This is a genomic window from Adlercreutzia equolifaciens (assembly GCF_029076695.1).
In the GTDB taxonomy this organism is placed as follows: domain Bacteria; phylum Actinomycetota; class Coriobacteriia; order Coriobacteriales; family Eggerthellaceae; genus Adlercreutzia; species Adlercreutzia equolifaciens_A.
On the sequence record NZ_JARFIK010000002.1, the window covers coordinates 713,876 to 736,441 of the forward strand.

The 22,566-nt window shown below is 62.5% G+C and carries 16 protein-coding genes; 13 read left to right on the top strand and 3 right to left on the bottom strand.

Annotation, left to right across the window (positions count from 1 at the left end):
* Positions 1-49: 49 nt before the first annotated feature.
* From PZH32_RS08815 to PZH32_RS08825, 3 genes are all read left to right on the top strand, one after another.
* Positions 50-2,290: a BspA family leucine-rich repeat surface protein gene (locus tag PZH32_RS08815; protein WP_275207608.1), complete on the top strand. Its 2,241-nt coding sequence runs from the start codon at positions 50-52 to the stop codon at positions 2,288-2,290.
* Between the two features lie 257 nt (positions 2,291-2,547).
* Entirely contained in the window at positions 2,548-3,927 is a 1,380-nt protein-coding gene (locus PZH32_RS08820) for a DNA repair protein (RefSeq protein ID WP_275207609.1), read from the top strand.
* Positions 3,920-4,339: a hypothetical protein gene (locus tag PZH32_RS08825; protein ID WP_275207610.1), complete on the top strand. Its 420-nt coding sequence runs from the start codon at positions 3,920-3,922 to the stop codon at positions 4,337-4,339. Before PZH32_RS08820 ends, PZH32_RS08825 begins: the two co-directional genes overlap by 8 nt.
* Here the strand turns inward: PZH32_RS08825 and PZH32_RS08830 are convergent.
* Entirely contained in the window at positions 4,266-6,446 is a 2,181-nt protein-coding gene (locus PZH32_RS08830; protein ID WP_275207611.1) for a lectin like domain-containing protein, read from the bottom strand. The genes PZH32_RS08825 and PZH32_RS08830 overlap by 74 nt on opposite strands.
* A gap of 233 nt (positions 6,447-6,679) precedes the next feature.
* Between PZH32_RS08830 and PZH32_RS08835 the strand changes: the two genes are divergently transcribed.
* From PZH32_RS08835 to PZH32_RS08845, 3 genes are all read left to right on the top strand, one after another.
* On the top strand, positions 6,680-7,159 hold the full coding sequence (locus PZH32_RS08835) for an RNA polymerase sigma factor (RefSeq protein ID WP_275207612.1): 480 nt from the start codon (positions 6,680-6,682) through the stop codon (positions 7,157-7,159).
* A complete protein-coding gene (locus PZH32_RS08840) occupies positions 7,159-9,273 on the top strand; it encodes a beta-propeller domain-containing protein (protein ID WP_275207613.1) in 2,115 nt (704 codons plus the stop codon). Before PZH32_RS08835 ends, PZH32_RS08840 begins: the two co-directional genes overlap by 1 nt.
* Before the next feature lie 102 nt (positions 9,274-9,375).
* Positions 9,376-10,998, top strand: a complete 1,623-nt coding sequence (locus PZH32_RS08845) for a DUF2130 domain-containing protein (RefSeq protein WP_275207614.1) — start codon at positions 9,376-9,378, stop codon at positions 10,996-10,998.
* An 85-nt stretch (positions 10,999-11,083) separates the two neighbouring features.
* Here PZH32_RS08845 and PZH32_RS08850 read toward each other — a convergent pair whose 3' ends face one another.
* Complete coding sequence (locus tag PZH32_RS08850) at positions 11,084-11,335, bottom strand: hypothetical protein (protein ID WP_275207615.1); 252 nt, start codon at positions 11,333-11,335, stop codon at positions 11,084-11,086.
* Positions 11,336-11,503: 168 nt separating this feature from the next.
* Here PZH32_RS08850 and PZH32_RS08855 point away from each other — a divergent pair, with 168 nt between their 5' ends.
* Together PZH32_RS08855 and PZH32_RS08860 are read left to right on the top strand one after the other, a co-directional pair.
* On the top strand, positions 11,504-11,830 hold the full coding sequence (locus PZH32_RS08855; protein ID WP_275207616.1) for an HIRAN domain-containing protein: 327 nt from the start codon (positions 11,504-11,506) through the stop codon (positions 11,828-11,830).
* Positions 11,823-12,812, top strand: a complete 990-nt coding sequence (locus PZH32_RS08860; protein WP_275207617.1) for a tetratricopeptide repeat protein — start codon at positions 11,823-11,825, stop codon at positions 12,810-12,812. The genes PZH32_RS08855 and PZH32_RS08860 overlap by 8 nt, the downstream gene beginning before the upstream one ends.
* A gap of 80 nt (positions 12,813-12,892) precedes the next feature.
* Here PZH32_RS08860 and PZH32_RS08865 read toward each other — a convergent pair whose 3' ends face one another.
* Positions 12,893-13,210 (bottom strand): hypothetical protein, encoded by a 318-nt coding sequence (locus PZH32_RS08865; RefSeq protein WP_275207619.1) that lies wholly within the window; start codon positions 13,208-13,210, stop codon positions 12,893-12,895.
* Between the two features lie 225 nt (positions 13,211-13,435).
* Here PZH32_RS08865 and PZH32_RS08870 point away from each other — a divergent pair, with 225 nt between their 5' ends.
* The 5 genes from PZH32_RS08870 to PZH32_RS08890 all read left to right on the top strand — a co-directional run bounded on the left by PZH32_RS08870 (position 13,436) and on the right by PZH32_RS08890 (position 22,551).
* Complete coding sequence (locus tag PZH32_RS08870) at positions 13,436-16,207, top strand: PD-(D/E)XK nuclease family protein (protein WP_275208225.1); 2,772 nt, start codon at positions 13,436-13,438, stop codon at positions 16,205-16,207.
* A complete protein-coding gene (locus tag PZH32_RS08875; RefSeq protein ID WP_275207620.1) occupies positions 16,204-19,953 on the top strand; it encodes a UvrD-helicase domain-containing protein in 3,750 nt (1,249 codons plus the stop codon). The genes PZH32_RS08870 and PZH32_RS08875 overlap by 4 nt, the downstream gene beginning before the upstream one ends.
* Positions 19,943-20,248, top strand: coding sequence for a hypothetical protein (locus PZH32_RS08880; protein WP_275207622.1), 306 nt, complete (start codon positions 19,943-19,945; stop codon positions 20,246-20,248). The genes PZH32_RS08875 and PZH32_RS08880 overlap by 11 nt, the downstream gene beginning before the upstream one ends.
* Before the next feature lie 115 nt (positions 20,249-20,363).
* A complete protein-coding gene (locus tag PZH32_RS08885) occupies positions 20,364-20,939 on the top strand; it encodes an RNA polymerase sigma factor (protein ID WP_275207623.1) in 576 nt (191 codons plus the stop codon).
* The gene (locus tag PZH32_RS08890; RefSeq protein ID WP_275207624.1) at positions 20,932-22,551 is read left to right on the top strand and encodes a hypothetical protein; all 1,620 of its coding nucleotides are present in this window, start codon (positions 20,932-20,934) and stop codon (positions 22,549-22,551) included. The genes PZH32_RS08885 and PZH32_RS08890 overlap by 8 nt, the downstream gene beginning before the upstream one ends.
* Positions 22,552-22,566 lie beyond the last annotated feature (15 nt).

Sequence of the window (22,566 nt, forward strand, 5' to 3'; positions counted from 1 at the left end):
GTCAGGTATGAAAGTCGCCTTTATCTGGGCCAATAGAGGAGTGGTGGCTATGAAAAGCATTGATAGTGCGAGTAGGCGCGGGAGGCAGTTTTGTGTTTTGGGGCTTGCTTTGTTGGCGATGCTTATGTGTGCATTGTCTTTTACTGTTGTAGGGGCAAGAAGCACGGCTGAAGCGCAAGAACTCTCCATTGCTCCTTTCGCTGAAACTGGTTGGACTGTCAATGGAACCTGTGAATGGAAAGTCGATGGATCGGGTACGATGACTGTTCGTCCGGCTGACGGGAAGTACGGAAGCCTGGATAGCCTTCCATGGGAGGGTCGGACCGATTTAGTCAAAATTGTCTTTGAGGGCGCAATCGATTGTGGCCGCCAGTTGAATTTTCGTTTTCTATCCTCGCTTCAAGAAGTAATCGGTCTAGCAAATCTCGATTTGACTAATACCCAGAATCTAGACCAGATGTTTGTTTCGTGCGCCAGTCTCACTTCTGTTGATTTTACTGGCTTCGACACATCGGGCATTACTAGTATGTCGGGTATGTTTGCCGGTTGCTCGAGCCTTACCACGCTAGACCTCTCGGGTTTCGATACTTCAGGCGTGGGATATATGTCGTATATGTTTCAGGGCTGTTCGAGCCTTGTCTCGCTTAACCTTTCGGGTTTCGACACATCGAACGTCGTAAGCATGGCCTCTATGTTCCATAATTGCTCGAGCCTTGCGTCGGTTGATGTTTCTGGATTTGATACGTCGAGCACCACCAACATGTCGGACATGTTTTCCGGTTGCTCGAATTTAAAAACTCTCGATGTCTCTGGCTTCGATACGTCCAGCGTCACTGACATGGATGGCATGTTCTTCCGGTTGCTATCGATCTCCTCTCTTGACGTTTCTGGCTTCGATACGTCGTCGGTCAGTAATTTCGATAGCATGTTTACTGGCTGCTCGAAGCTGGAGAACCTTGATGTGTCTCGATTTGATACGGGAAGCGCCGTTAACATGCGTAACATGTTCGATGGGTGCAAATCCTTGAAGGTTTTGGATGTATCAAAATGGGATACATCCAAAGTTACTGATATGGATAACTTGTTTGTTGACTGTTCAAACTTAAAGGAGTTGGATGTCTCTCATTTCGATACATCCAACGTAACAGATATGTGGGTAATGTTTATGCGCTGCTCCGGTCTTACCCATCTCGACGTCTCTGGCTTCGACACTTCTAAGGTTACTGATATGAGCGGCATGTTCGGCGGCTGCTCTGGTCTTACCGATCTCGATGTTTCTGGGTTCGATACGTCGAACGTAACGAATATGTGGATGATGTTTGAAGGCTGCTCCGGTCTTACCCATCTCGACGTCTCTGGCTTCGACACTTCAAACGTGACGAACATGCGGTACATGTTCGGCGGTTGTTCCAGCCTGAAAAGGCTTGATGTTTCCCGTTTTGATACATCTAAAGTGACTAAAATGGCCGTGATGTTTCAGGGCTGTTCAAGCTTGGAGGCGCTCGATCTTTCAAGCTTCGACACCACTCATGTGGAAAGCTGGGATGATTACATGGTGCAGTCTGTTGACTATCACGAAATCCTTGGCGGCTGTTCCTCGTTGTCGACAATTAAAACTGGAACAAAACTTACCCTCCCGAACCTTTTCCCCGATGGTGTTTGGCGCAACGAAGCTGGAGCGAAGTTTACGTGGAATGCCGTTCCCGTCGGCGTAGCGGATACCTATACCAAAGTCGGTGACTCGCCAGCTAGCCCAAAGCCAGCTCCTACGAGTTTGTCTAAGGTGACTGTTAAGCTTGGCAAGAGCTCTTTGGTCTACAACGCAAAATCCCAAAAGCCATCGGTAACGCTAACGTGGAAGGGGAAGGTTCTCAAGCAGGGGACCGACTACACTGTCACGTATAAGAACAATAAGAATATTGGGACGGGTAAGATTTTGATTGCGGGCAAGGGCGCGTATAGCGGGTCGAGAACTGTTCAGTTCAAGATACTCCCTCAGCCTGTGGCCCTATCTAAGGTAAAGGCTGCGAAAAAAAGCTGCACAGTGTCGTGGAAACCAACATCGACAATCAAGAAAACAGTGACCGGCTATCAGGTACGACTCTCCACTGATAAATCGATGAAAAAGGCTCAGACGGTCACTGTTAAAAAGGCCACCAAGTCATCGGTAAAGGTCTCGAGTCTTAAGAGTGGCAAGACGTACTACATCCAAGTGCGTACCTATAAAAAAGTTGGTGGAACAAATTACTATTCAAGTTGGTCAAAGGCCAAATCCGTAAAAGTGAAGTAAGGGATATTTGGGAGAGATCCTCTCGCAAGTAAGCTGCCCTCGTTTCCGATTGCAGGGAACGAGGGCTTTTGCTTTGGAAAGGGCAAGATCCTTCTGCGCAGCGATGAGCAACAAAGCAGTGTTAAGAATGCGACTAGAGCAGCAACGCGTAGAGCGCAGGCAAGAACTGATGATTGCGCGCCGGAATGACGGACGAATTTAAATATAGAACCGATGTTCCATGTTACACTGGGGGCATGGAACGGCAGCGGACATATGTGTGCATTGATTTGAAGAGCTTCTACGCTTCGGTGGAGTGCGCGGCGCGGGGGCTTGACCCTATGACTACGCGCTTGGTAGTGGCCGATCCCGAGCGTACGGTTACCACCATTTGCCTGGCGGTCAGCCCCGCCATGAAGGCGGCCGGGGTGCGCAACCGCTGTCGCGTATTTGAGATTCCCCCGGAGATCGACTACATCATGGCGCGCCCTCGCATGCGCGCCTATATGGCGGCCTCGGCGGAAATTTACGGCATCTACCTGCGCTACGTGTCGCCGGAGGACATCCACCCGTATTCCATCGACGAATGCTTCATCGATGCCACGGCCTACTTGTCGCTCTACGACGTGACGGCGCGCCAGTTCGCTGAGATGCTGCGCGATGCCGTGCGGGCGCAAACGGACATCCCGGCCACGGCGGGCATCGGGCCGAACCTGTTTTTGGCGAAAGTGGCTCTGGATATTTCGGCCAAGCATGCACCTGACGGCATTGGCGAACTGAACGACGAGTCGTTCCGCGCCAGTATTTGGCGTCATCGGCCGATCACGGACATCTGGAACATTGGGCCGGGTATTGCCCGTCGTCTGGCGAAGTACCATGTGTTCGACCTCAAGGGCGTTACGGAGCTGGACCCTGATGTGCTCTACGATGAGTTCGGGGTGAATGCCGAGTATCTGATCGACCATGCCTGGGGTGTGGAACCCTGCACCATTGCCGAGATCAAGGCCTACGAGCCGGAATCCAGCTCACTGATGAACGGCCAGGTGCTGCCCTGCGGTTATTCCTTTGACGACGGGCTTATCGTCATGCGGGAGATGTGCGACGACACGGTGCTCGAACTGGTGGAGAAGCAGCTGGTCACCGATCATGTGTCGCTGCATGTGAGCTACCAGCGAGGGGAGGGTGCCGCTGCTGCCGATGGCGCAGATGCGGCCGGCCGCGCTGAGTCCCCGGGGGCTGCGAGCGTCTCAGGGCACGATGTCTTGCCCGAAGAAGGCTTCTTCCAAGCCGAGCACGGAGTGCGGAGTCTGCGGCGCGACCCCTTCGGCCACGGTGGGGGCTCTCGAAAAATTCCCGAGCGCACGAACTCGTTCAAGAAGCTGCACGGTTACTTGGAGGCGCTCTATCGTGAAACCGTTGACCCAACGCGGCTCATTCGCAAGATCAGCTTGGGCTTCGGCAACTTGGTGGACGAGGATTTCGCCACCTTCGATTTGTTCACCGATCACGAGGCCGAGGGCCGTGAGCGCCGCACTCAGGAGGCCGTGCTGGCCATCAAGGAGAAGTTCGGCAAGAACGCCCTTATCAAGGGCACCAGTTTGCAGGAGCATGCCATGGGCCGCGAGCGCAACAACCTGGTAGGAGGCCACCGTGGTTAGGGGAGGAGCATCTGGCGGAGCCTCGGCGCGGCGTAGCCATCGGACCGGGGGTCCCTCCGAGGAAGGAGCCCGTCGCCAGTACGTGCAGCGCCACACCATCGGCCGTCCCCATCCGGATCGGGCGCGGCAGTTCATGCCCTTCGCCGCTTTGCGCGGCTACTACGATCTGGTGCGCAATCAAGAAGTTGTGCCCGAAGAGGAACGCCCCCTCACGGAAGAGGAGGCGCGGGAGCTCAACGAGTTAATCGGCCAGGTAGAGCGCGGGGCCGTGGTGCGCTGCACCTACTATGCCGAGGGAGCTTACCGTACCTGCACGGGAGCGGTAAGCCAGGTAGATACTATTTATCGCACGCTTTGGATTGTGCGCACGGCCGTTCCGTTCGACTGCATTCACGGACTGGAAGTGCTGTAGCAGCGGCGTTTCGGCGCCTTGATGCAAGCGAGAGAGCTAGAACGACGGCAGCCCCAAGGGCCGCGGCGCCCAGCGGCGCTGCAGGAGTGTTGTCGCCCGTGGCCGCCAGGGGTTCTCCCTTTTGGCGCTCATCGGGGGTGGTGGAGGCTGCCCCCACGGCCGCGGAGTCTTGGGAGCCAGGGGCCGTGGGATCGGCCGCGTCCGGGCTTGAGGCATCGGGGCTGTCCGTTCCTGCCGGTTGTTCGGGCTGGGCGGGGTTGTCATCGGTTTCGGCTACGTAGACGCCTTCGCCGTCGGCCAGCTGGGCGGGATTGCCGAAGGCTTTGATCATGATATTGCCCACGGGAGGCTCGTTCTCGGAGTCGTCGGTTTCTTGGTTGAGATCGGCCAGGTCGGTCCACTCTTCTTCGTAGAACATAAAGCTTTCTCCCGGGTTGACCACGGCTGTGGCCGTGGCTATCGAGCCATCGAAGGACTCGGCTTGGGCGCTGGCCTCGACCGCTGCCACCCAGACGTGCTGGTTTTCAAGCGTGACCTCTACGGATTGGACCACGGCATAGCGCTGCCCCTTCGCAATTTTGACGGGTTCGTCCAGGGGAATACGGGCATAGTAATGGTCGCCCATGAAAAAGGTTTGACTGGCAACCAAGTTGCCGTCTTCCGGAGTTGTGTTGTTGTCTTTCAGCAGGTATACCTGCACGTTGACGTTGCACTGGAGGTAAGCGGGGAATGCCGTCACCGATTCCAGCGTCATGTCCTCGGGAGCGGTAAAGACATTGGCGGCTTTCAAGGGGTCGGGGCTGAGGAGATTGAGGGAGGGCCCCAGAGTGTATCCGAGCAGGTCGTATTGCTGGACGATCTGTGTCTCGTCTTCAGGAGCAACGGGATCGATCCAGTCTATTTCGGCGATGGAGGCGTCGTAGTAAGACAAGTAGAAGTAGCCTGAATTGTCGATGCCCCAAGGATATCGATCGCCTAAGGGCGCGTCCATGCTGCCGAAACTGTTCTTGACGATCCAGGCACCATCGGCGGGGGCCGATCGCACGAAATTGTGACGGCTGAAATTGTCGTCCCATCCCACGACAGTGACCTCATGGTTGGCTGCCGCCTCGCTATCGATGAATTGGGCGCCCGTGGCCAGGTTGAAGATGCTCGCATCGGGAAGGGCCGTTTCGGGGTCGTTAAGGGTGCAATAGATCATGCTCACTGCGCCTCTGTTCATGATTACCGATTTCGCCTTGTCGATATAGGAAGGGTCAGCGATGAGGGCACCAGAGTTTTCGGCTTCGTAGGCATCGCCGAAAACCGATGAGGCGGCAACGGGGCTTATTTGCAGGACGCCGAATCGGTCAAGCTGATAGGTGCTGCGCGTGGCCAGGGGCCGCGGAACGCTCCAGTCTCCTTCCCACCACCAGAAGTTGGCTTCGTGGGATTCTCCGTCCCATCCAGGAGCTAAAAAGGTCACTTGCTTCTGTTCGGCGTTGGCGTAGGGTGCCTCGGCTTCATCGATGGCGCCCGTGCCACGGACCATAATAGAGGCGGCCGTGAACGTACCGCCCCCAGCATCGAGGATGTTGCCCTCGGTGGTGAGGCCTTCGCCGGCTTGGTTCGGGGCGCCGAGAACGGAGGCCTCTTCCTCGGTGGCCTGCCAATTTTGGAAGTAGGCAATCTGCAACTCGGAGAGGTTCAGGGTGTCGGGATTGCCTCCGCGTTGGCGCAGCAGGCCGCTTTCCATGGTGGCCATCGCGCCAAAGGCCCAGCAGGTGTTAAAGTAGTTCTGGCTTCTTACCGGAGTGGAAAGTCCCTGTTCGCGCAGGTCGTAGCGAGCCGGCAGCGGATCATTGTCAGCCAAGAGGGCAAGCACGGAAGTGCCGTCTGACGAGGCGTTCTCCGCCGCTCCCTCAACAGGGCGCGTGTCGAACGAGGGGGCCAGCAAGGGCGAGTCGGATTGGACGTCGCGGAGAAGCTCCCGGGCCGATGCGGCTCGGGCCGCGACGGCGGGGTCGGATGATGCGTCGTCGGAATTGTCGGCGAAGGCGGCGGGCGGAAGGGAAAGGCCGCAGACCAGTAGGGCGGTAAGAAGAAGAGCAGATAGTCGCTGAGGCATAAAAGCACCCCGTTCTATGATGTCGTGCCGTGCGCTGGTGGGCACGGGCGGCTCCGATAAGAGCGGTCAGTGTGTCCGAGCAGTATAGCAAGTGCGTGCTGCGGAAGCCAGAGCGCGAGGACCGTCGATGAAATGACCGCGTCGATGCTGAATACAGAAAAATTTTGCAACAAAGGCGCATCTTGGGGACTCTTATGGGCGAGACGTCTTTTGTTAGGTAAGGAACGAGAACGATGAATGCGCGTCAATTCGCTGAACGCTATGGACTCATCCATCGGGACCTGTACCGCTTTGCTCTCTCAATAATGGGCGATGCGGTGGAGGCCGAGGACGTGCTGGGCGAAGCAGTGCTGGCCGCGTGGGAGAAGCGTGCGCAGCTGCGTCGCGAAGAGGCCTTCAAGTCGTGGCTCTTTCAAATTACGGCGAATGCCTGTCGGCGCCGTTTGCGGCAGGCGCAGCGCACTCAGCCCGCCGAGGATGCGACCTTCGAGCGTCCAGAGGATGGCACGCTTGATGCGGCCGAGGCGCTGGCGGTGCGCGAGGCCTTCGCGCAACTCTGCGAAGAGGATCGCCTCATAGTGGGACTGGCGGTATTCGGCGGCTATCGCAGCCGGGAAATTGGCGCGCTTTTGACGATGAATCCCAGCACGGTGCGGTCGCGGCGCAAGCGCGCCCTGGAGCGCATGGCGGCTTTCTTGGGAGGTGCGAACTAATGGATGCCCATGAGAAAAAAACTCTCGAAGCTCTGGCCCGCGCAGCCGAGTCGATTGGCGTGCCTGCGTCGGTGGCGCCGGCGGCGATAGAGGCTCGGCTTCAGACTCTGGAGACGGAAGAGGCAACCGCCCGTGTGCTCCGACCGAAACGCCGGCGTTGGGTGCCGGCTTTGGCTGCCGCAGCCTGCCTTGCATTGGTGGCGGGGCTCGGTGTCATGGCCGTGGCCGCTGGCGGGGTGACCACGCCGAGCTTGTCCTCTTTGACGACGGTTGCTGACCCTGCTGAGGATTCAGGCGCTGAGGAAGACGATGGGCCGCTCGATGCCTCCGTCGTGAGGGCGGTGCCCGTGGCCGGGAGCTACGAGGAGCTCTATCAGCGTCTGCAGGGGGCGGGGGAGCGACCCCAGGGCGATGAGCTCTCCATCACCGAAGCGCTTGAGGCGGGCGATGCAGCTGCCGCAGATGCCTCTTCTTCCGCCCAAGTCAGCAGTGCTTTTTCGACGACGAACGTGCGCACTGCGGGAGTGGACGAGGCGGACGTGGTGAAGACCGATGGCTCGCGGCTCTATGCTCTGCAGGATAACGGCAACAGAATCGTGATCGTTGAGACTCGTGACGGGGCCATGGAATTGGTGGGATCCATGAAGCCCGAGGATGGAACGTGGTGCGAGTTGTTTCTGGAAGGTGAGCGGCTCTACGCCATCGCGGAAACCTATCCCGAAGTGGACAACCTGCCGGGCGTTCCGATGGTGGTGAATCCTCGGACCGTAGTGACCACCTACGATGTGAGCGATCCCTCTTCTCCCCAGGTGGTGGCTGCCATGCAGCAGGAGGGTTACTACCACAGCGCTCGCCTTACCGGGGGATTCCTCTACTTGTTCACCGGCTTCATGGCCGATCCCGCTGTTTCGGCGGAGCAGACTGAAGGGTACGTTCCCTCCGTGAATGGCGAAACGCTGGCCCACGGCGACATTTACCTTCCGAATGAAACAACATCGCCAGACTGTCTGGTAATCAGCGCAGTGGACACCAAAGATCCTTCGGTCACAACCGATCAGAAAGCCGTGCTCTGCAATGTGGACGATGTGTACGTCGGTTCTCAGAGCATCTATGTGTATGGGCCGCAGGAGCTGGAGGACGACGAGGTTGTCACGACGGTTGAGGACGACGCGGGGGAAGAAACCGGGGGCGCAGCAGCTGATGGGGCTGATGGCAATCAAAATAGCTCGACGGGCGATGACGCCGATAATATGGCAGATGACTATGTGGTAGCGCCCTCTTCTCAGGCCAGTTCGTATAAATCCGATCAGACGGTCATCTGCAAGCTCGCTTACCAGGAGGGCAGCATCGAGGCGGTGGGGGAGACCATTGTGACGGGCGTGATCGATGACAGCTTTTCCATCGACGAGTACGAGGGGACGACGCGCGTGCTGACTACCCTGTATCAAAAGGGGGAGTTCTTGCCCGTCTCCAATCGCGTATCGGTGCTTGACGAGCAGCTGCAACTTATCGGCGAAGTGAAGGACCTGGCCCCTGGCGAGCGCATCTATGCGGCGCGCCTCATGGGCGATGTCGGCTTCTTCGTCACCTACCGGGATGTCGACCCGCTGTTCACGGTAGATTTTTCCGATCCGCGCCATCCGCGCATTGCCGGTCAGCTGAAGGTGCCCGGGTTCTCCGAGTATCTGCACCCCTTTGGAGAGGGGCGGCTGCTGGGCATTGGCATGACCACGGAGCCGGGCAGTTCGGTGACCACCGGCTTCAAGCTGAGTATGTTTGACACGTCCGATCCCGCGAACGTGCGCGAAGTGGCAAGCTATGCTCTTGAGGGCACGTTCTGGGGCGCCGTGCTCTCCGATTACCGCGCTGCTTTCGTCGATGCCGAACGGGGGTTGGTGGGCTTTTCTATCGAGGGCAGCGATGATTGCTACTTGCTGTTCTCCTATAGCGACAAGCGTGGCTTCCGAGAAGAGCTGGCAGAGCGGCAGGCTCGGTGGGGGTACCAGAGCGCGCGCGGCGTGCGCATCGGCGAGATCTTCTATGTGGTGGCTGAAGATCAGGCGACCAGTTATCACCTGAAGGGCTATCGCGAGATCGAGTCCGTGGCGCTGTAGTCCGCTTGTTCTTGCGCGAAATTGCAAGAAAATGCCTCGTTGGGTTTCTTTTGGGACACGAGGTTGGGTAGGATAGAGGCAGACTGACGAGCAGGGGCGCAAGTGGCGCTCCTGCGGCCCTGCGCCACCGATGGGATGGCGCCTACCAGCGAGAGCGAGCCTGCTATGAGCGAGATTATCTGCCCCCATTGCCACACGCCTTTCACCGTCGATGAAAGCGGCTACTCGGCCATCCTCAGCCAAGTGCGCGACCAGGAGTTCCAGCGCGAGCTGGCCGAGCGCGAGCGCCTGCTGGAAGAGAGCCGCGCTACGGCCATCGAGCTGGCCGTAGCCGCCGAGCGTGAGAAGCTGACGCAGCAAATGGCCGACCGGCAGGCGGCCGACGCCGCGGCGCTGGCCGAAGAGCAGCAGAAGCTGGTAGCCCACACCGAGCAGTTCAAAACCCAGGCGAAGGATTTCCAACTGAAGGCCGCCGCGGAGCGGGCCGAGCTGGAAAAGCAGCTGGAGGGCTTGCGCGCCCAGCTGAACGCTCAGGCCGCCGAAGCGGAGGCGGCGCGAAAGCTGGCGGTCAACGAGGCGCTCTCGGCTGAGGAGGAGAAGCGCCGTGCGGTGGAGCGGGAGCGCGACGGCTTGGCCCAGCAGCTGGAGTCCCAGCGCCAGCAGGCTTCTGTGGAAACCCGTCTGGCCGTGCAGCAGGCCCAGGCTGAGGCCAAGGACGCCCAGGTGGCCGTGGAGCGGCAGCGTGACGACCTGGCGGCGCGCCTGGAGCGCGAGCGGGAGGCCCTGGTACGCGTGGAGGCCGAGCACAAGGCCAGTCTTGCCGAGAAGCTGGCGGCTAAGGACGAGCTCATTGCCGACCGCGATCGCGAGATCGAGCGCATTCGCGACATGAAGGCGCGTCTGTCCACGAAGATGCTCGGCGAGACCTTGGAGCAGCACTGCGAGATCGAGTTCAACCGCTTGCGGCCCACGGCCTTTCCCCATGCGTACTTCGAGAAGGACAATGAGGTGGTGGGGGGCACCAAGGGCGACTTCGTGTTCCGCGACTTTGATGCCGACGGCAACGAGATTGTGTCCATCATGTTCGAGATGAAAAACGAAGCCGACGACTCCGTCCATAAGAAGACCAACGAGTCGCACTTCAAGAAGCTTGATGCCGACCGCACGAAGAAGGGCTGCGAGTACGCGGTGCTCGTGTCGCTGCTGGAGCCCGAGAACGAGCTGTACAACAATGGCATCACCGACGTGTCCTACCGCTACGATAAGATGTACGTCATTCGTCCGCAGTTCTTCATTCCCTTGATCACGCTGCTGCGCAACGCGGCGCTCTCATCGCTGGAGTACCGCAAGGAGCTGGCGCTGGTGCGTCAGCAGAACATCGACGTGACGACCTTCGAGGACCAGCTGGCCGATTTCAAGGACAAGTTCGGCCGCAACTATCGCATTGCCTCGGATAAGTTCCGCAAGGCCATCGAGGAGATCGACAAGTCCATTGACCATTTGCAGAAGATCAAGGACAACCTGCTGGGCAGCGAGAACCAGCTGCGCCTGGCCAACGACAAGGCCGAGGATTTGACGGTGAAGAAGCTCACGCGGAAAAACCCCACCATGAAGGCGCTCTTTGACGAGGCGCGCGAGGCGAGGGAGGGCGATGGGTCGGCGTTGTCGGAGGTCGACGCTGGCCAGCCAGCGGTCGCCGAAACGGAGATTCTTGACGAGGACTAGCGCCAGCCGCACCCCGCTCTACCGCAACGGTGCCCCTGCAGCCCGATGACTGCAGGGGCACCGTTTTTTGGTGTGCTCGGGGCTCCTAGCCCTTGCGCCGTTTGAGGGCGGCGGCCAAGCGACGGCCTTTGCCGCACTTGGGCTTCGAGAGCGGGCAATGTTTCTTGCAGCAGGTGCAGTGCTCCAGCTTCAGGGCGCTTTTCGCCTTCGCGCAGCCCTTGCAGTCCTGGGCGTTCTTCTCGCCCTTGCAGCCGGTGTGCTTCTTCTTACGCTTGAGCTGATCGGCCTTCTTGTCCTCTTTGGCCTTCTTGGCTTTCTTGTCTTTGTGCTTGCCCATGGTTCCCCCTCGTGATGGAAGCTTCGCAGAGGAGACAAGCCTACCAGCTTCGCGGGCGACGCACAACTGCCCCACGGCGATTCCTTCTATTAAGTGTCCCTTCTTAGGGACACTTAATCTGGACGGCGTCCGTATCATGGGATCCAGCAACGAACCAAAGGAGGACCCATGACAACCGCACCTCAATCCATCTGCGTCGTGGAGAACACTACCGTGGCCGGCACGCGCCATATTCCCGCCATGGCTGAGCGCGCAGCCGCCTACCAGACCGGCGAGCGCTTTGCCCTGGTTCGGGACGACGGCAACCCCTTCGATCCGTGGGCCGTGGAAGTGCGCGATGGCGGCAACGAGCGCATTGGCTACGTGTCCTGCGAGTGCAACGAGTTCATCGGCCGTTTGCTGGACGGCGGCAAAAGCGTGGAGGGGCGCCTTGCGGCCAAGGAGCAGATCGGTGCGTGGACGCGCCTGGTGATGGAGGTGCATCTCAATGACTAGCATCGCTACTTGTGCTGTGGCCGAGCAAACCGTGGCAACGCCCGTCCCGGCGCGCCGCGCCTCCGAGGTGTCCTGGATGCAGCGGGCGGTCAACACGGTGTTCGGCGCCCCCAGCGCCCGGCGCGCCAACGGAGGCGCCGAGGCCAGTTTTGTGCCGCGGGTGCTGCGCGGCCCGCAGTGGCGTCGCCGTCAGGAAACCACCTCGGTGTTCGCCGTGGACCGCAAGGGGCCTGAGGCGGCCGAGCGACTGCCGCGCATTTGGATTACCGAACGCGCCCAAGGCGGCGACGGGTGCGGCCGTGCCTTTGTGGCCTCCTATCCCTCGGGCCCCGACAAGGGCGGCTGGCGCGCCTTCGATTTAGCCGAGATCTACTTCGCCGAAGCGCTCTCGCTGGCGGGCGAGGAGCACCGCGCTCAGCGCGTCGAGTGCTATCGGGCGGCCGAGATCCTGCTGCTCCATGCCGCCTCTCGGGGCCACGTGGCGGCCCATTGGCGCCTCGGCATCATCTACGAGGGCGATTTGGGCGAGGGACGCTACTGGGAGGGCCTGTTGGAGAGCCGTGCCCTCCATAGCGCGAAAACTCCCTGCGACGAGCGGGCCTGGCGGCACTTCTCCTATGCGGCCTATCACGGCCACGGCGAGGCCTGCTGGCGTTTGGGCGACATGGTGGCGGCCGGACGCGGCTGCGTTGCCGATGTCGGACGGGCCTGGCAGCTGTATCGGCGAGCCTTCGAGCTGGAAAACGGGGCCTTCGACGAGGATCGGGCCAGCACGGGCAATGCAGCACTTCGTTTAGCCCGTGCCTTCGAACTGGGGCGCGGCTGCGCGCAGAGCTTCCGACGCGCCCGCACCTGGTACCGGGTGGCCGCCTGCAGTTTGGGGGCCGCCTTCGACCAAGGGCAGTGGCACTACAAGCGCGAGCGGGCCGAGGCCCGCCGCGGGGTGGCCCGCATGGCCCAAGAGCTGGATGGCCGCTACTAAGCCGCAAAATAAAAATGGCCGCTTGGGAAAGCGGCCATCAGGTGGTTTATAGGCGGGGTGAGCCGATGGGCTCTGCCGAGCTACTGGCCGAGCGGATGATCGTAGGCGGCGGGAAGCTGGGCTGCCAGAGACTCGTACTCGGCGATGTTGCGGCGCATGAAGTCGTTGAAGATGTCCTCGTTCTCGCGCAGCTCGCGGGCGAACTTCTCCACAGGCCAGATCTCGGGGGCCTCCTCCAGGCCTCCCCAGCCGTCGACCTTGTGCTCCCACTCGATGATTTCGGCCTTGGCGACGCGCAGGCCCTCGGGGAGACGATCCTCGTGATCGTACTTCTCCAGGTCGGGCATCATGTGCTTCTGGATTTCGATGAGCTTGGTCACCAGTTCTTGATACGTCATAACGTGCCTCCTAGCAAATGCGGTATGCGGGTGTCGGCAAGGGGCGACCCTGCGCGATAACCTGGTTCTATGGTAGAAGGAGTTCGGTTTTTGAAGCGCCGTGGCGGCGACGGGTCAACGGATGGAGGGGAATTTGTTGCCGAGCGTTCACGGTGGGGAAGAGCCGTCGCTTTCACGGTAGAATAGGCGCTGAAAGAAACGAGGAAAGAGGCGTCATTGTTTGAGATGAGCGTGGAGTTGTACCGCACCATCGAGCGGGCAAACGACCAGGCCAAGCGTGCGGCGAAAGGAGCAGGGGCCGGAGCCAGCCTGGGCGTGCGCCGTATGACGGCCGCGGCTTGGGTGCAAGAGCTGTGGGAGCTGTGGGGCGATGGACGGGCGCTGGTCGATGCCACGCAGCGCACCGTGCTGGTATCGCGCCTGCTGGCGAACCAGCAGGCCTTGACAGCCTCGCCCGGAGCTGCCCGTCAGCTGGCATCGTTTTTCCGCCGCTACGCCAGCTGCCTGGCGTCGATGGGCGGAAACGCGGCGGCTGGGAATCTCTCAAGTCACGAAGAGGCCGTCTTAGCCCTGGCGCAAGCCTATGAGGCCGCGTTGAGTCAGGCGCATTTGGTGGAGCCCGATCAGGCGGCGGCCCTCCTGGCTGCTGCAGCGGCCGCGGGCGCGGTGCCGTTGCCGCCGGTGCACATGGTGGACGCGATCGATGGAACGCCTGGTATGCGGGCGCTGGTGGCTGCGGCGGCTGCTACCGCCGACGCTGCCGGTGACATGCCCGTGCCCATGGCTGGAGCGGCTGGCGGCTCCGTAGTTATGCCGCCCCTTGCGGCGGGAGTTGAGCCGCAGTTCCTGGTGCCGGCAGGGTCAACGGCCACCGCGGCGCTGGTACGCGCCAGCGTGCTGGAGGCTGTGGCCGACGGCGCCCGCTCGGTGCTGGTGTGCGGGCCGAACGCTCCCGTGCTGTGCGAAGCTCTGGCGCCCTCGTTGGCGGCCGAGGGCCTCAGCTGCGCCGAGCGTTTGGAGTCGCCGGTGGAGTCCACGGCCGCCGCGCGCCTGTGGCGCAGCGTGCAGGCGGTGGCCGCGGGGCATCACGGCGTGGCCGCGGCCACCGATGCTCTGGCAAATCCCCTCGTTGGCATTGGTCTACGAGAAGTGAGCGACTTCAACGGCGCTTTGCGGCGAGACCGCACGCTGACGGCCGAGGAGATGCTGGGCCAGCTGGCCGAGGCCTCGCCGCTGTGCGCTGCCGTGGCGCGCGCGGTTCAGGCACTGGACGGGGAAGCGACGGGAGCCTTTGGCGGGGGCCAGGCGGCGTTTGCGTCGCTGGCGGCCTGCGCCGATGCCCTGGAGGCGGCGGTGGCCGAGGCGGCCGCGCTGTCCCCGCTGGCGCGCCGGTGCGAATCGGCAGTGGTGGCGGCTCTGCGCGAGGTCCTGGAGGTGACGCAGGCGTTGGGAGGATCTCCCGATCTGGTGCCGGTCTTATGGCTTGAAGGCGCGGTGCGCACCGAGGCGGCGGCCGAGGGCGCAGGCCCTTCGGTGGAGTTCGCGTCGCCCTATCGACTGAAGTCGCTTGGGCCGTCAAGCTACGATCTTGTGCTCCTCTCCGATGTGAGCGACGCGGGCTTCGGGGCCCGCGCGGGGGCCACGGCCCTCGATGAGCTGGCCGAGAAGCTTGGCTGGGCGCAGCCGTTCTCGCTCTTCGACGAGCAGCGTCGCCTCTTCGCCGGCGCCATGGCGGCTGCGCGGCGCCAGTTCGCCTGCGTGGTGCCCTGCCGCACGCCCGAGGGCGAGGAGGCCTATCCCGCCTTCCTGCTGAAGGAATACGGAGAGGCCCTGGCCAAGGCCGCCCTGGAAGCGCAGCCCCCCGATGCTGCCGAGCGCGCTGCCTGGGAGCAAACTGATCGCGCGCTGTTCGACTTGCCTCGGGCTTTGAGCGCCGTGGCTTGCCGCCTTGGCGAGGACTGTCTGGTGGAAACCGTGGGCGACGCGTTCCAGGAGCCCGTCGCCACCGTTGCGCTGCCGGCCGTTCAGCGCGGACGATTGCAGCGGCTGCACCTTGTCGACTTTCTGCGCCGCGTGCGCGAAGAGGGACGCACCCTGCTGGTGCTGTCGCCCTCGGCCATCGAGCGCTATTTGGACTGCCCCTACACCTGGTTCATACAGAGCCGCGTGGCGCCGGCCACGCTCGACGAGCAGTTCGGGCCGCGCGAGGAGGGCAGCTTCGTCCATGCCGTGTTCGCCGCCTTCTACGAGGCGCTGGCCAAGGAGGGCTGCCGTCGCGTGGGGGAGCGCCCCTGGGTCGAAGACCAGCGTCTGCTCGACGAGGTTTTCCGCGACCAGGTGCAGCGCGAGAAGCAAGCGGCTCCGGGCCGTGGGCGCTACGTGGCGGTGTCTTCTGCGGAGGAACTGCATCTGCAACGCCTGTACCAACTTATGGCCGAGAGCCTCTGTCACCAGGCGCGCTTCGCCCCGGGCTTTGCCGTGGCGGCCCACGAGGTGGTTATCGACGAGCAGGACGGTGTGGAGTACGCCGGCGTGCGACTGCGCGGTAGGGCCGATCGCGTCGACGTGAACGAGGAGGCCGGCCGTTTCGCCGTGGTCGATTACAAGGGATCGGTGGGTTCCGACTACGGTCTGGGGGCGAAGAAGGACGCCGATCCGACGCTGCCCAAGCACCCCCAGGCGCTCATGTACGCCCAGGCCCTGCGCGGTCGCATGGATGCTCTGCACTGCGCCGGCGCCCTGTATCTGGGATACCGCGCCAAGACGGACAAGGACCTGGTCCGAGGGGCGGTGGATGGCACCGTGTTCGAAGACGCGTCCTTTATCAAGAAGAACGATTGCGCGTCGCTTTCCTTCGACGCGCTTCTTGACGCCATAGAGGATCTGGTGGCCGAGGGCATCGCCGGTCTGGCTGAGGGGCGCATTCCCCAGCAGCCGCGCTACGCCGGAGCTTGCACCTACTGTCCGGTGCCCGATTGCGAAAGGAGGCTCTCGTGAACTTGGATCAGTGCACCGATGCCCAGCGTCGCGTCGTGACCACGCTGGATGCGCCGCTTATGGTGGCCGCAGGGGCCGGCTCGGGCAAGACGTTTACCCTGACCCAGCGCGTGGCCTATGCGCTTTCGCCCCAGGGGTCCGAGGCTCCTTATTTGACCTCGGTTGACGAGCTTCTGGCCATCACCTTCACCAAAAAGGCCGCCGCCGAGCTGAAAAGCCGCATCAAGGGGCTGCTTTTGGCGGAGGGTCTGACCGAGGAGGCGCTCAAGACCGATGAGGCCTGGGTGACCACCATCCACGGTATGGCGTCCCGCATTTTGCGCGAGCACGCCCTGGAGATCGGCATTGATCCGGCCTTCGAGGTGGTGGAGGACGCCGAGGCCGAGGAGTTGCTGGACGAAGCGCTTGAGCAGGTTATTGTTCGGTCACGGGAGTCGAACGACCCCGAGGTGACCGAGCTTTTGACCACCGAGAAGCTGCGGGGATCGAAGTTGGGCGGAAAGGGCGTGGTGGACTACGTGAAGGCGGTGCTCGAGCGCGTGCACGCCATGCCGGGGGGCTTCGCTACGCTGCAGATGAGCGAGGCGGCCGCTTCGCCGTCGTCGATACTGCGCCGTGCGCTGGCGGCCGCTGAGGCCATGGCGGCCGCGGCTGCGGGATGGGCCAAGCCCACGGCCACCATGACGCGGTTCCAGGGGCAGCTGGAAGACGGCATCGAGGGGCTGCGCTCTTGGTTCGAGACTGCGGGAGATACGGCGTTCGATCAGGCCGACTTCGACTCCGAGGCTTTCTGCGCCGCGCTGTACGGGCTGCCGGTTTCGCTGAGCTCGAAGATACGGGAGGAATGCCAGGAGGACTTCGACCTTTGGTGGAGCACCCTAGCGGAGCTTGACGGGGAGGCCCAAGCGGGGCTTGCCCTGCGCTGGCAGCGTGCCATCCTGAAGGTGGCGCTGCTGGTGGAGGAGGCCTTCCGGGAGCTAAAGGGGCCGACGCGCCTGGATAACACCGACATGCTGGTGCGCTGCGCCCAGGCCCTGAGCGATTATCCCGCCATCGCCGCGGCATACCGCGACAAGTTCAAGCTCATTATGGTGGACGAGTTCCAGGACACCGATCGCTTGCAGGTGGAGGCCATCAGCCACCTGGCCCAACCGGGGTTGGCGAACGTGTGCACCGTGGGCGATGCCCAGCAGAGCATCTACCGGTTCCGCGGCGCTGACGTGAACGTGTTCACCGAGTATCGGGCGAACTTGGAGAGCCAGATTGCGGGTGACCCGGTGGTGTCCATGGCCCGCAATTTCCGCAGTCACGGCGACGTGCTGGCCTTTGTGGAGCACGTGTTCAGCCAGCCCGAGGTGTTCGGCGACGCATTCCTGCGCCTTGAGGCCGGCGGCGCGGTGAACATGGTGGAGGACCCGCTGTTCGCCGCGCGCCCGCGCGTGTCGGTGGACGTGGTTCACAACGAGAACCGCAAGGTGTCGCGGGACGAGGCCCGCGCCGCCAGTGCCGCCGCCATTGCCGAGCATTTTGCGGCCCTGCGCGATGAGGGAGCCTCGGCGGGGGATATGGTTATCTTGCTGGGCGCTATGTCCCGCGCCGATGTCTATGCGGCCGCCCTGCGCGAGCGGGGCATTGCCTCGATGATTGCCGGCGGCTCGGTTTTCGCCTCCATGCCCGAGCCGGCGCTGGTGTCGGCGCTGCTGCGTCTGGCGGTGAACGTGGAGGACGAGGAGGCCCTGTACGCGGTGCTGGCGTCGCCCTTGTTCGCCGTATCCGACGACGGGCTTTTGGCCCTGGCCTCGCGACCGGCCGAAGAGGGCGGCTGGGTGCGCCGCGGGCTCTCGCGGGGCTTCCGCTCGCCGCAGCTGGAGGACGAGATGCGCGCCATGGGGCTTTCCGAGGACGAGGGCCGGGCGGTGCTTGACTGCCGCGATGCGCTGCGCCGTTTCACCGTGCAGGCTCATCGGGGCTCGCCGTCGGTAGCCCTGCGGCAGTTGTTGGTGGCCACGGGCGTCCTCGACCGACTGCAAGCCCAGGGGGTAGACGGCCTGGCGGCGGCGGCGAATTACGCGAAGGCCCTGCGTCTGGTGCGCTCCTTCGAGCAGGATGCCACGGGGCTGGCCTCGACCTCCCTGGCCTTCGATGCACATTTGGCCACGGCCAAGGAGGCGCCGGGCGCCTTGGCCACCGCTGAGGGCGATTTCGTGCGCATCATGACCGTCCATGCCTCCAAGGGTTTGGAGTTTCCCCATGTGGCCGTGGCCGAGCTGAAGACCGGTCGCGAAAGTGCCGACCGCTTGGTAGTGGAGAATATCGGCCAGGCCACCTACGCCAGCGCGCGGTTCGTGCCCGAGGAGTGGAAGGATGCTGCTAGGAAAATCAGCGAAAAGGCCGCCAAGGTCGAGGACGGCGAGCCTTTCGAGGTATCGAACCTGACTCCCGACGAGCTGGTCAAGTGCCTGGAAACACTCGAGCCGGGGGCCCGCCATGGAGCGCTGGCGGCCTTTGCCCAGGATCAGGCCCTGGCCGAGGCGCGTCGCCTGCTGTACGTGGCGCTGACGCGCGCTAGTAAGTCGCTGTTCGTGGCCGTGCTGGGCGGAGCAAGCGACCCGTCCAAAGGCTACGAGAAGACCGGGATCTTCAACGACCTGTACCAAGCGCTGCAATGGGATGTGACGGCGGACCACTCGGTGACCATGGCCGACTACGGCGGTACGGCTCCGGCGCGGGTATCGATGCGCTACCTGAGAGGCGAGCAGCCTGATGAGGGGGAAGGCGCCGGCGCGGGCGGCTCGGACGCGGCGGAAGCCGAAGCGAGGGCGGCCTGGGAAGCTGCCGTGGATGCTGAGGAAACTGAGGTGCCCGTCGACGCCGCGGCCCCGGCGCCCTTCCTGGTGCCCGTGCGCGAGCCGCTGCCCGAACCGCTCATGCTGCCGCACAACTTCGCCCGGGAAGGCTTGTACTCCTATACGTCGCTTTCGGGCGTCCACGAGCACAGCGACGAGCCAGTGGTCGAGAGCGAGGACGGCGTCGTGCTGGCCGACGAGACGGGCGCGGTGGACGAGATGCGAACGGGCTCCGAGCCGTTGCGGGAACCCATGCCGATCGGGGGCGCCCGTGAAACTGATTCCGCCGAGAGCGCCACGGCCCTGGGCACGGCCTTCCATCGTCTGGCTCAGCAGGCTATCGAGCGCAGTGCGAACGGGGCGCTCTTCCGCCCCGACGAGGCCGCCGTTGCGGCGCAAATCCAGAAAGAGGGGCTGTCCGCGGGCCAGCAGGATCGGTTGCGCACGGCCTTGGCACGCTGGCTTGCCAGCGACGAGGCCGCGCGGTTCGCCGGCTTTGCCCACCGCGGCGCCGAGGTGCCGTTCATGGTGGAACTGGAGGCCCCGGCAGGGGAGGATGGCGCTGCGCCTGGCTCCTTCTTCCTGGAGGGCGAGATCGACGGCCTGGCCGACAATGGCGATGGTGCGGCGTTCCTCATCGACTACAAGACCGGCGGCAGCGCGGAGGAGACCCCCGAGGCCTTGGATGCCAAGCATCGTCTGCAGGCCAGCTGCTACGCCTATGCGCTCATGCGCGCGGGCTACACCTCGGTGGATGCGCATTTTCTGCGCATCGAGCACGTTTCGGCGACCAACCCGCGCGATCCGCAGATTGTGCCCTATCATTTCGAGCACACTGATCTGCCGGCGCTTGAGGCGCTGATCATCCAGAAGCAACAGGAGGCCGTCTATGGCGCGTGAGCATACGGGAACGAATATCGAGCGCAGCGAGTACTACGGGGCGCTCCAGGATGTGGTTGACAGCCTGTTCTCGGAGTATGGCGATTTGGATCCGCTTATTGCCGAGGCCATCGGGGCGAAGGTGCGCCGTCTTGATGTGGTGCTGGCGGCCGAAGCGGCCGATCTGCCCGAAGAGCTGCTGCGCATTGTGACCTTGCTGCCGCCGGGCGAGTACACCCGCGAGCGCCTGTGCACCCAGTTGAACAGCGCCCTGGCCGGCCATGCCTGGGGGCAGGTCTACGGCACGGTGGTCTAACGGCGCTCGCTCGCCCTTTTCTGAAAAATATTCTTCCCCTTGTCACGAAACGGTGCCTTCCATCGTGTTGTCGGGTGAGTTGCAACTTGCGAAACCCGGCAACCGAAGGAGGTGCATGTCGGTGGTAAAACGGGATCACAACCCAGGAGGCGACGTCTGTATGGCGGCGCCTATGACCGAGGCGGCCCTTGAGCAGCTGATGGATCGCTACGCCGATCTGGTGCTTCGCCTGGCTTACACCTACCTGGGCAATCGCGCCGATGCCGAGGATCTGGTGCAGACGGTGTTTCTCAAAGCCTTTGCCAGCGCTCCGTCGTTCAGCGATAGGGAGCACGAGAAGGCGTGGCTCATCCGCGTGACGGCCAATGCCAGCAAAGACGCGCTGCGAGCGCGGAAGCGCCGCGCGGTGCCCGTGGCGCTCGATGAGCGCGCTCCCGATGCTGGGGCCGCGCCCTTTCCCGAGGCGACTGATTCTGTGGCCTCATCTTGTGAGGCGCCCGGCCCCGTGACTGAGGCCGTGCTGGCCCTTCCTCCGGCCTATCGGGAAGTCGTTTATCTCTACTACTACGAAGAATATTCCACGCGCGAAATTGCCGCTCTGACGGACAGTTCCGAAGTGGCCGTTCGCGCGCGTTTGAGCCGAGCGCGCAAGAAGATGCGCGCGGCGCTGGAAGGGGTGTGCCATGAATAACGGGAAGAACAATGACAAGGACGTGGGGCGCGTCTATCGCTGCGAGATGGACAGAGTGGCTCTGGACCATGAGGCGAAGGAGGCCCTGAAGGAGCGTGTGCTTGCCCAGGCGACGGTGGTCGAGATGGCGTCTGCGGCGGACGGGGCAGCCATGCCTCCTGCGTCGGTTGCGTCGGCCGCGTCTGACGTCAGGCCGCTACCGTTTGCTTCGCCTGCAAAGGTTGCTTCCTCTGGGAGGAGCGACGGAGCGCGTGCGCGTCAACCGCGGGCACACCGACCGCTGCGTTGGGCGGTGGCCCTGGCGGCGGCAGGTTTTGTGTTGCTGACGGGCTTTACCGTGGCCGCGCAAGGACAGGACCTGTGGCGCCAGTGGTTTCACTCAAGCGATGCCGCCGAACGGGCGGCTGCCGTGGGCGTGCAGGCTACGGATGCGGGCGTCACCGTCGAAGTGGTGTCGGCCATCTCCGATGCGAACCACGCCTATTTCCTGGTGGAGGCTCATGACGAGGGCCAGGGGCTTCTCGACGACCACACTGAACTGGCTTGGGCGTTGCTCTGGGCTAATGGCAGAGCATTGGGCACGAACCAAACGGCTATCAGCTATGACGAGGAGCGGAAGACCGTTTCCTATGTGCTGACTAGCGAGGGAGCCATCGAGCCCGGCGCCCACGTGGAGCTGCCTATCGAGGCTCTTCGCGATCAGGACGAGGAACTCGATGTGGTGGTGAGCTCGCAGCCGGTGTCCGAGCTGGTAGGGGATACGCCGGGCACGTACCGTAAGAGGCCGACGACGCTTCAGGCCCGTGATGGCGAGCTGGGTCTGTGGGGCGAGAGCATGCAGGGCAGGCTCTTCGATCCCGACAGGGGCGGTCTGACGGGTATTGCCGATGTTCTGACCAGCGGCGATCTCAACCTGCCCGTTGAGGGCGATCCCACCTTGTCGGTGGTAGGGGTGGATCTGCGCGACGGTGTGCTGCACGTGCTCACGCGCTGTGGCGGTGTGGACCCCGGCAACGAGTATCCTTACTTGCAGGACCCCACGACGGGCGAGATGCTGGAACGGGAGTACTCCATTTCCTACTATTACGGCGAGGACGGCACGAAGGCAGGAGGCGGTCTGGCCCGTATCGACGATGCTCCTACCTGGACTTACACTGACTCGGCGTTCTATCCTGCATCGCTGGACAAGCTCGACCGCATGGAGCTGTGCGTGCGCTCGTCCTATTCGGCCTGGCAAACCAAGGGTACCTGGAACCTGTCCTTCACGATGCCCTCGACGGTGGCCAGTGATGCTCTTGAGGCCACTACTCACATTTCCTGTGAGAATTTCGGCACCATTGAATCCGTGACGGTCACGCCGTTCTCCATCGGGTTCTTAGTGCACGACCTGGTCGAAGAGAAGTTCTGGGACAACAGCCCTCACGTGAGCATTGTCTACCAAGATGGGAGGACCGTGGAGTATCCCGGGGTGTTTCACGAGCAGACCTGGGATTCCGAGGCGCTTTTAGAGCGGGGGAACGTGACGCTTTCCTCCATTGGCTCGTTCGAGGATTACGAGGATATAGCGGCCTTGATCATCAACGGCACGCGGGTGGATCTCGAGCGCAGCTAGGCTGGAAGATGCCCT

What these genes read in the sequence shown, in the direction of transcription:
- PZH32_RS08835 (WP_275207612.1), top strand. Translation starts at nt 6,680, where the DNA reads ATGAATGCGCGTCAATTCGCTGAACGCTATGGACTCATCCATCGGGAC.
- PZH32_RS08855 (WP_275207616.1), top strand. Translation starts at nt 11,504, where the DNA reads ATGACAACCGCACCTCAATCCATCTGCGTCGTGGAGAACACTACCGTG.
- PZH32_RS08860 (WP_275207617.1), top strand. Translation starts at nt 11,823, where the DNA reads ATGACTAGCATCGCTACTTGTGCTGTGGCCGAGCAAACCGTGGCAACG.
- PZH32_RS08840 (WP_275207613.1), top strand. Translation starts at nt 7,159, where the DNA reads ATGGATGCCCATGAGAAAAAAACTCTCGAAGCTCTGGCCCGCGCAGCC.
- PZH32_RS08890 (WP_275207624.1), top strand. Translation starts at nt 20,932, where the DNA reads ATGAATAACGGGAAGAACAATGACAAGGACGTGGGGCGCGTCTATCGC.
- PZH32_RS08830 (WP_275207611.1), bottom strand. Translation starts at nt 6,446, where the DNA reads ATGCCTCAGCGACTATCTGCTCTTCTTCTTACCGCCCTACTGGTCTGC.
- PZH32_RS08815 (WP_275207608.1), top strand. Translation starts at nt 50, where the DNA reads ATGAAAAGCATTGATAGTGCGAGTAGGCGCGGGAGGCAGTTTTGTGTT.
- PZH32_RS08850 (WP_275207615.1), bottom strand. Translation starts at nt 11,335, where the DNA reads ATGGGCAAGCACAAAGACAAGAAAGCCAAGAAGGCCAAAGAGGACAAG.
- PZH32_RS08885 (WP_275207623.1), top strand. Translation starts at nt 20,364, where the DNA reads ATGTCGGTGGTAAAACGGGATCACAACCCAGGAGGCGACGTCTGTATG.
- PZH32_RS08865 (WP_275207619.1), bottom strand. Translation starts at nt 13,210, where the DNA reads ATGACGTATCAAGAACTGGTGACCAAGCTCATCGAAATCCAGAAGCAC.
- PZH32_RS08870 (WP_275208225.1), top strand. Translation starts at nt 13,436, where the DNA reads ATGAGCGTGGAGTTGTACCGCACCATCGAGCGGGCAAACGACCAGGCC.
- PZH32_RS08880 (WP_275207622.1), top strand. Translation starts at nt 19,943, where the DNA reads ATGGCGCGTGAGCATACGGGAACGAATATCGAGCGCAGCGAGTACTAC.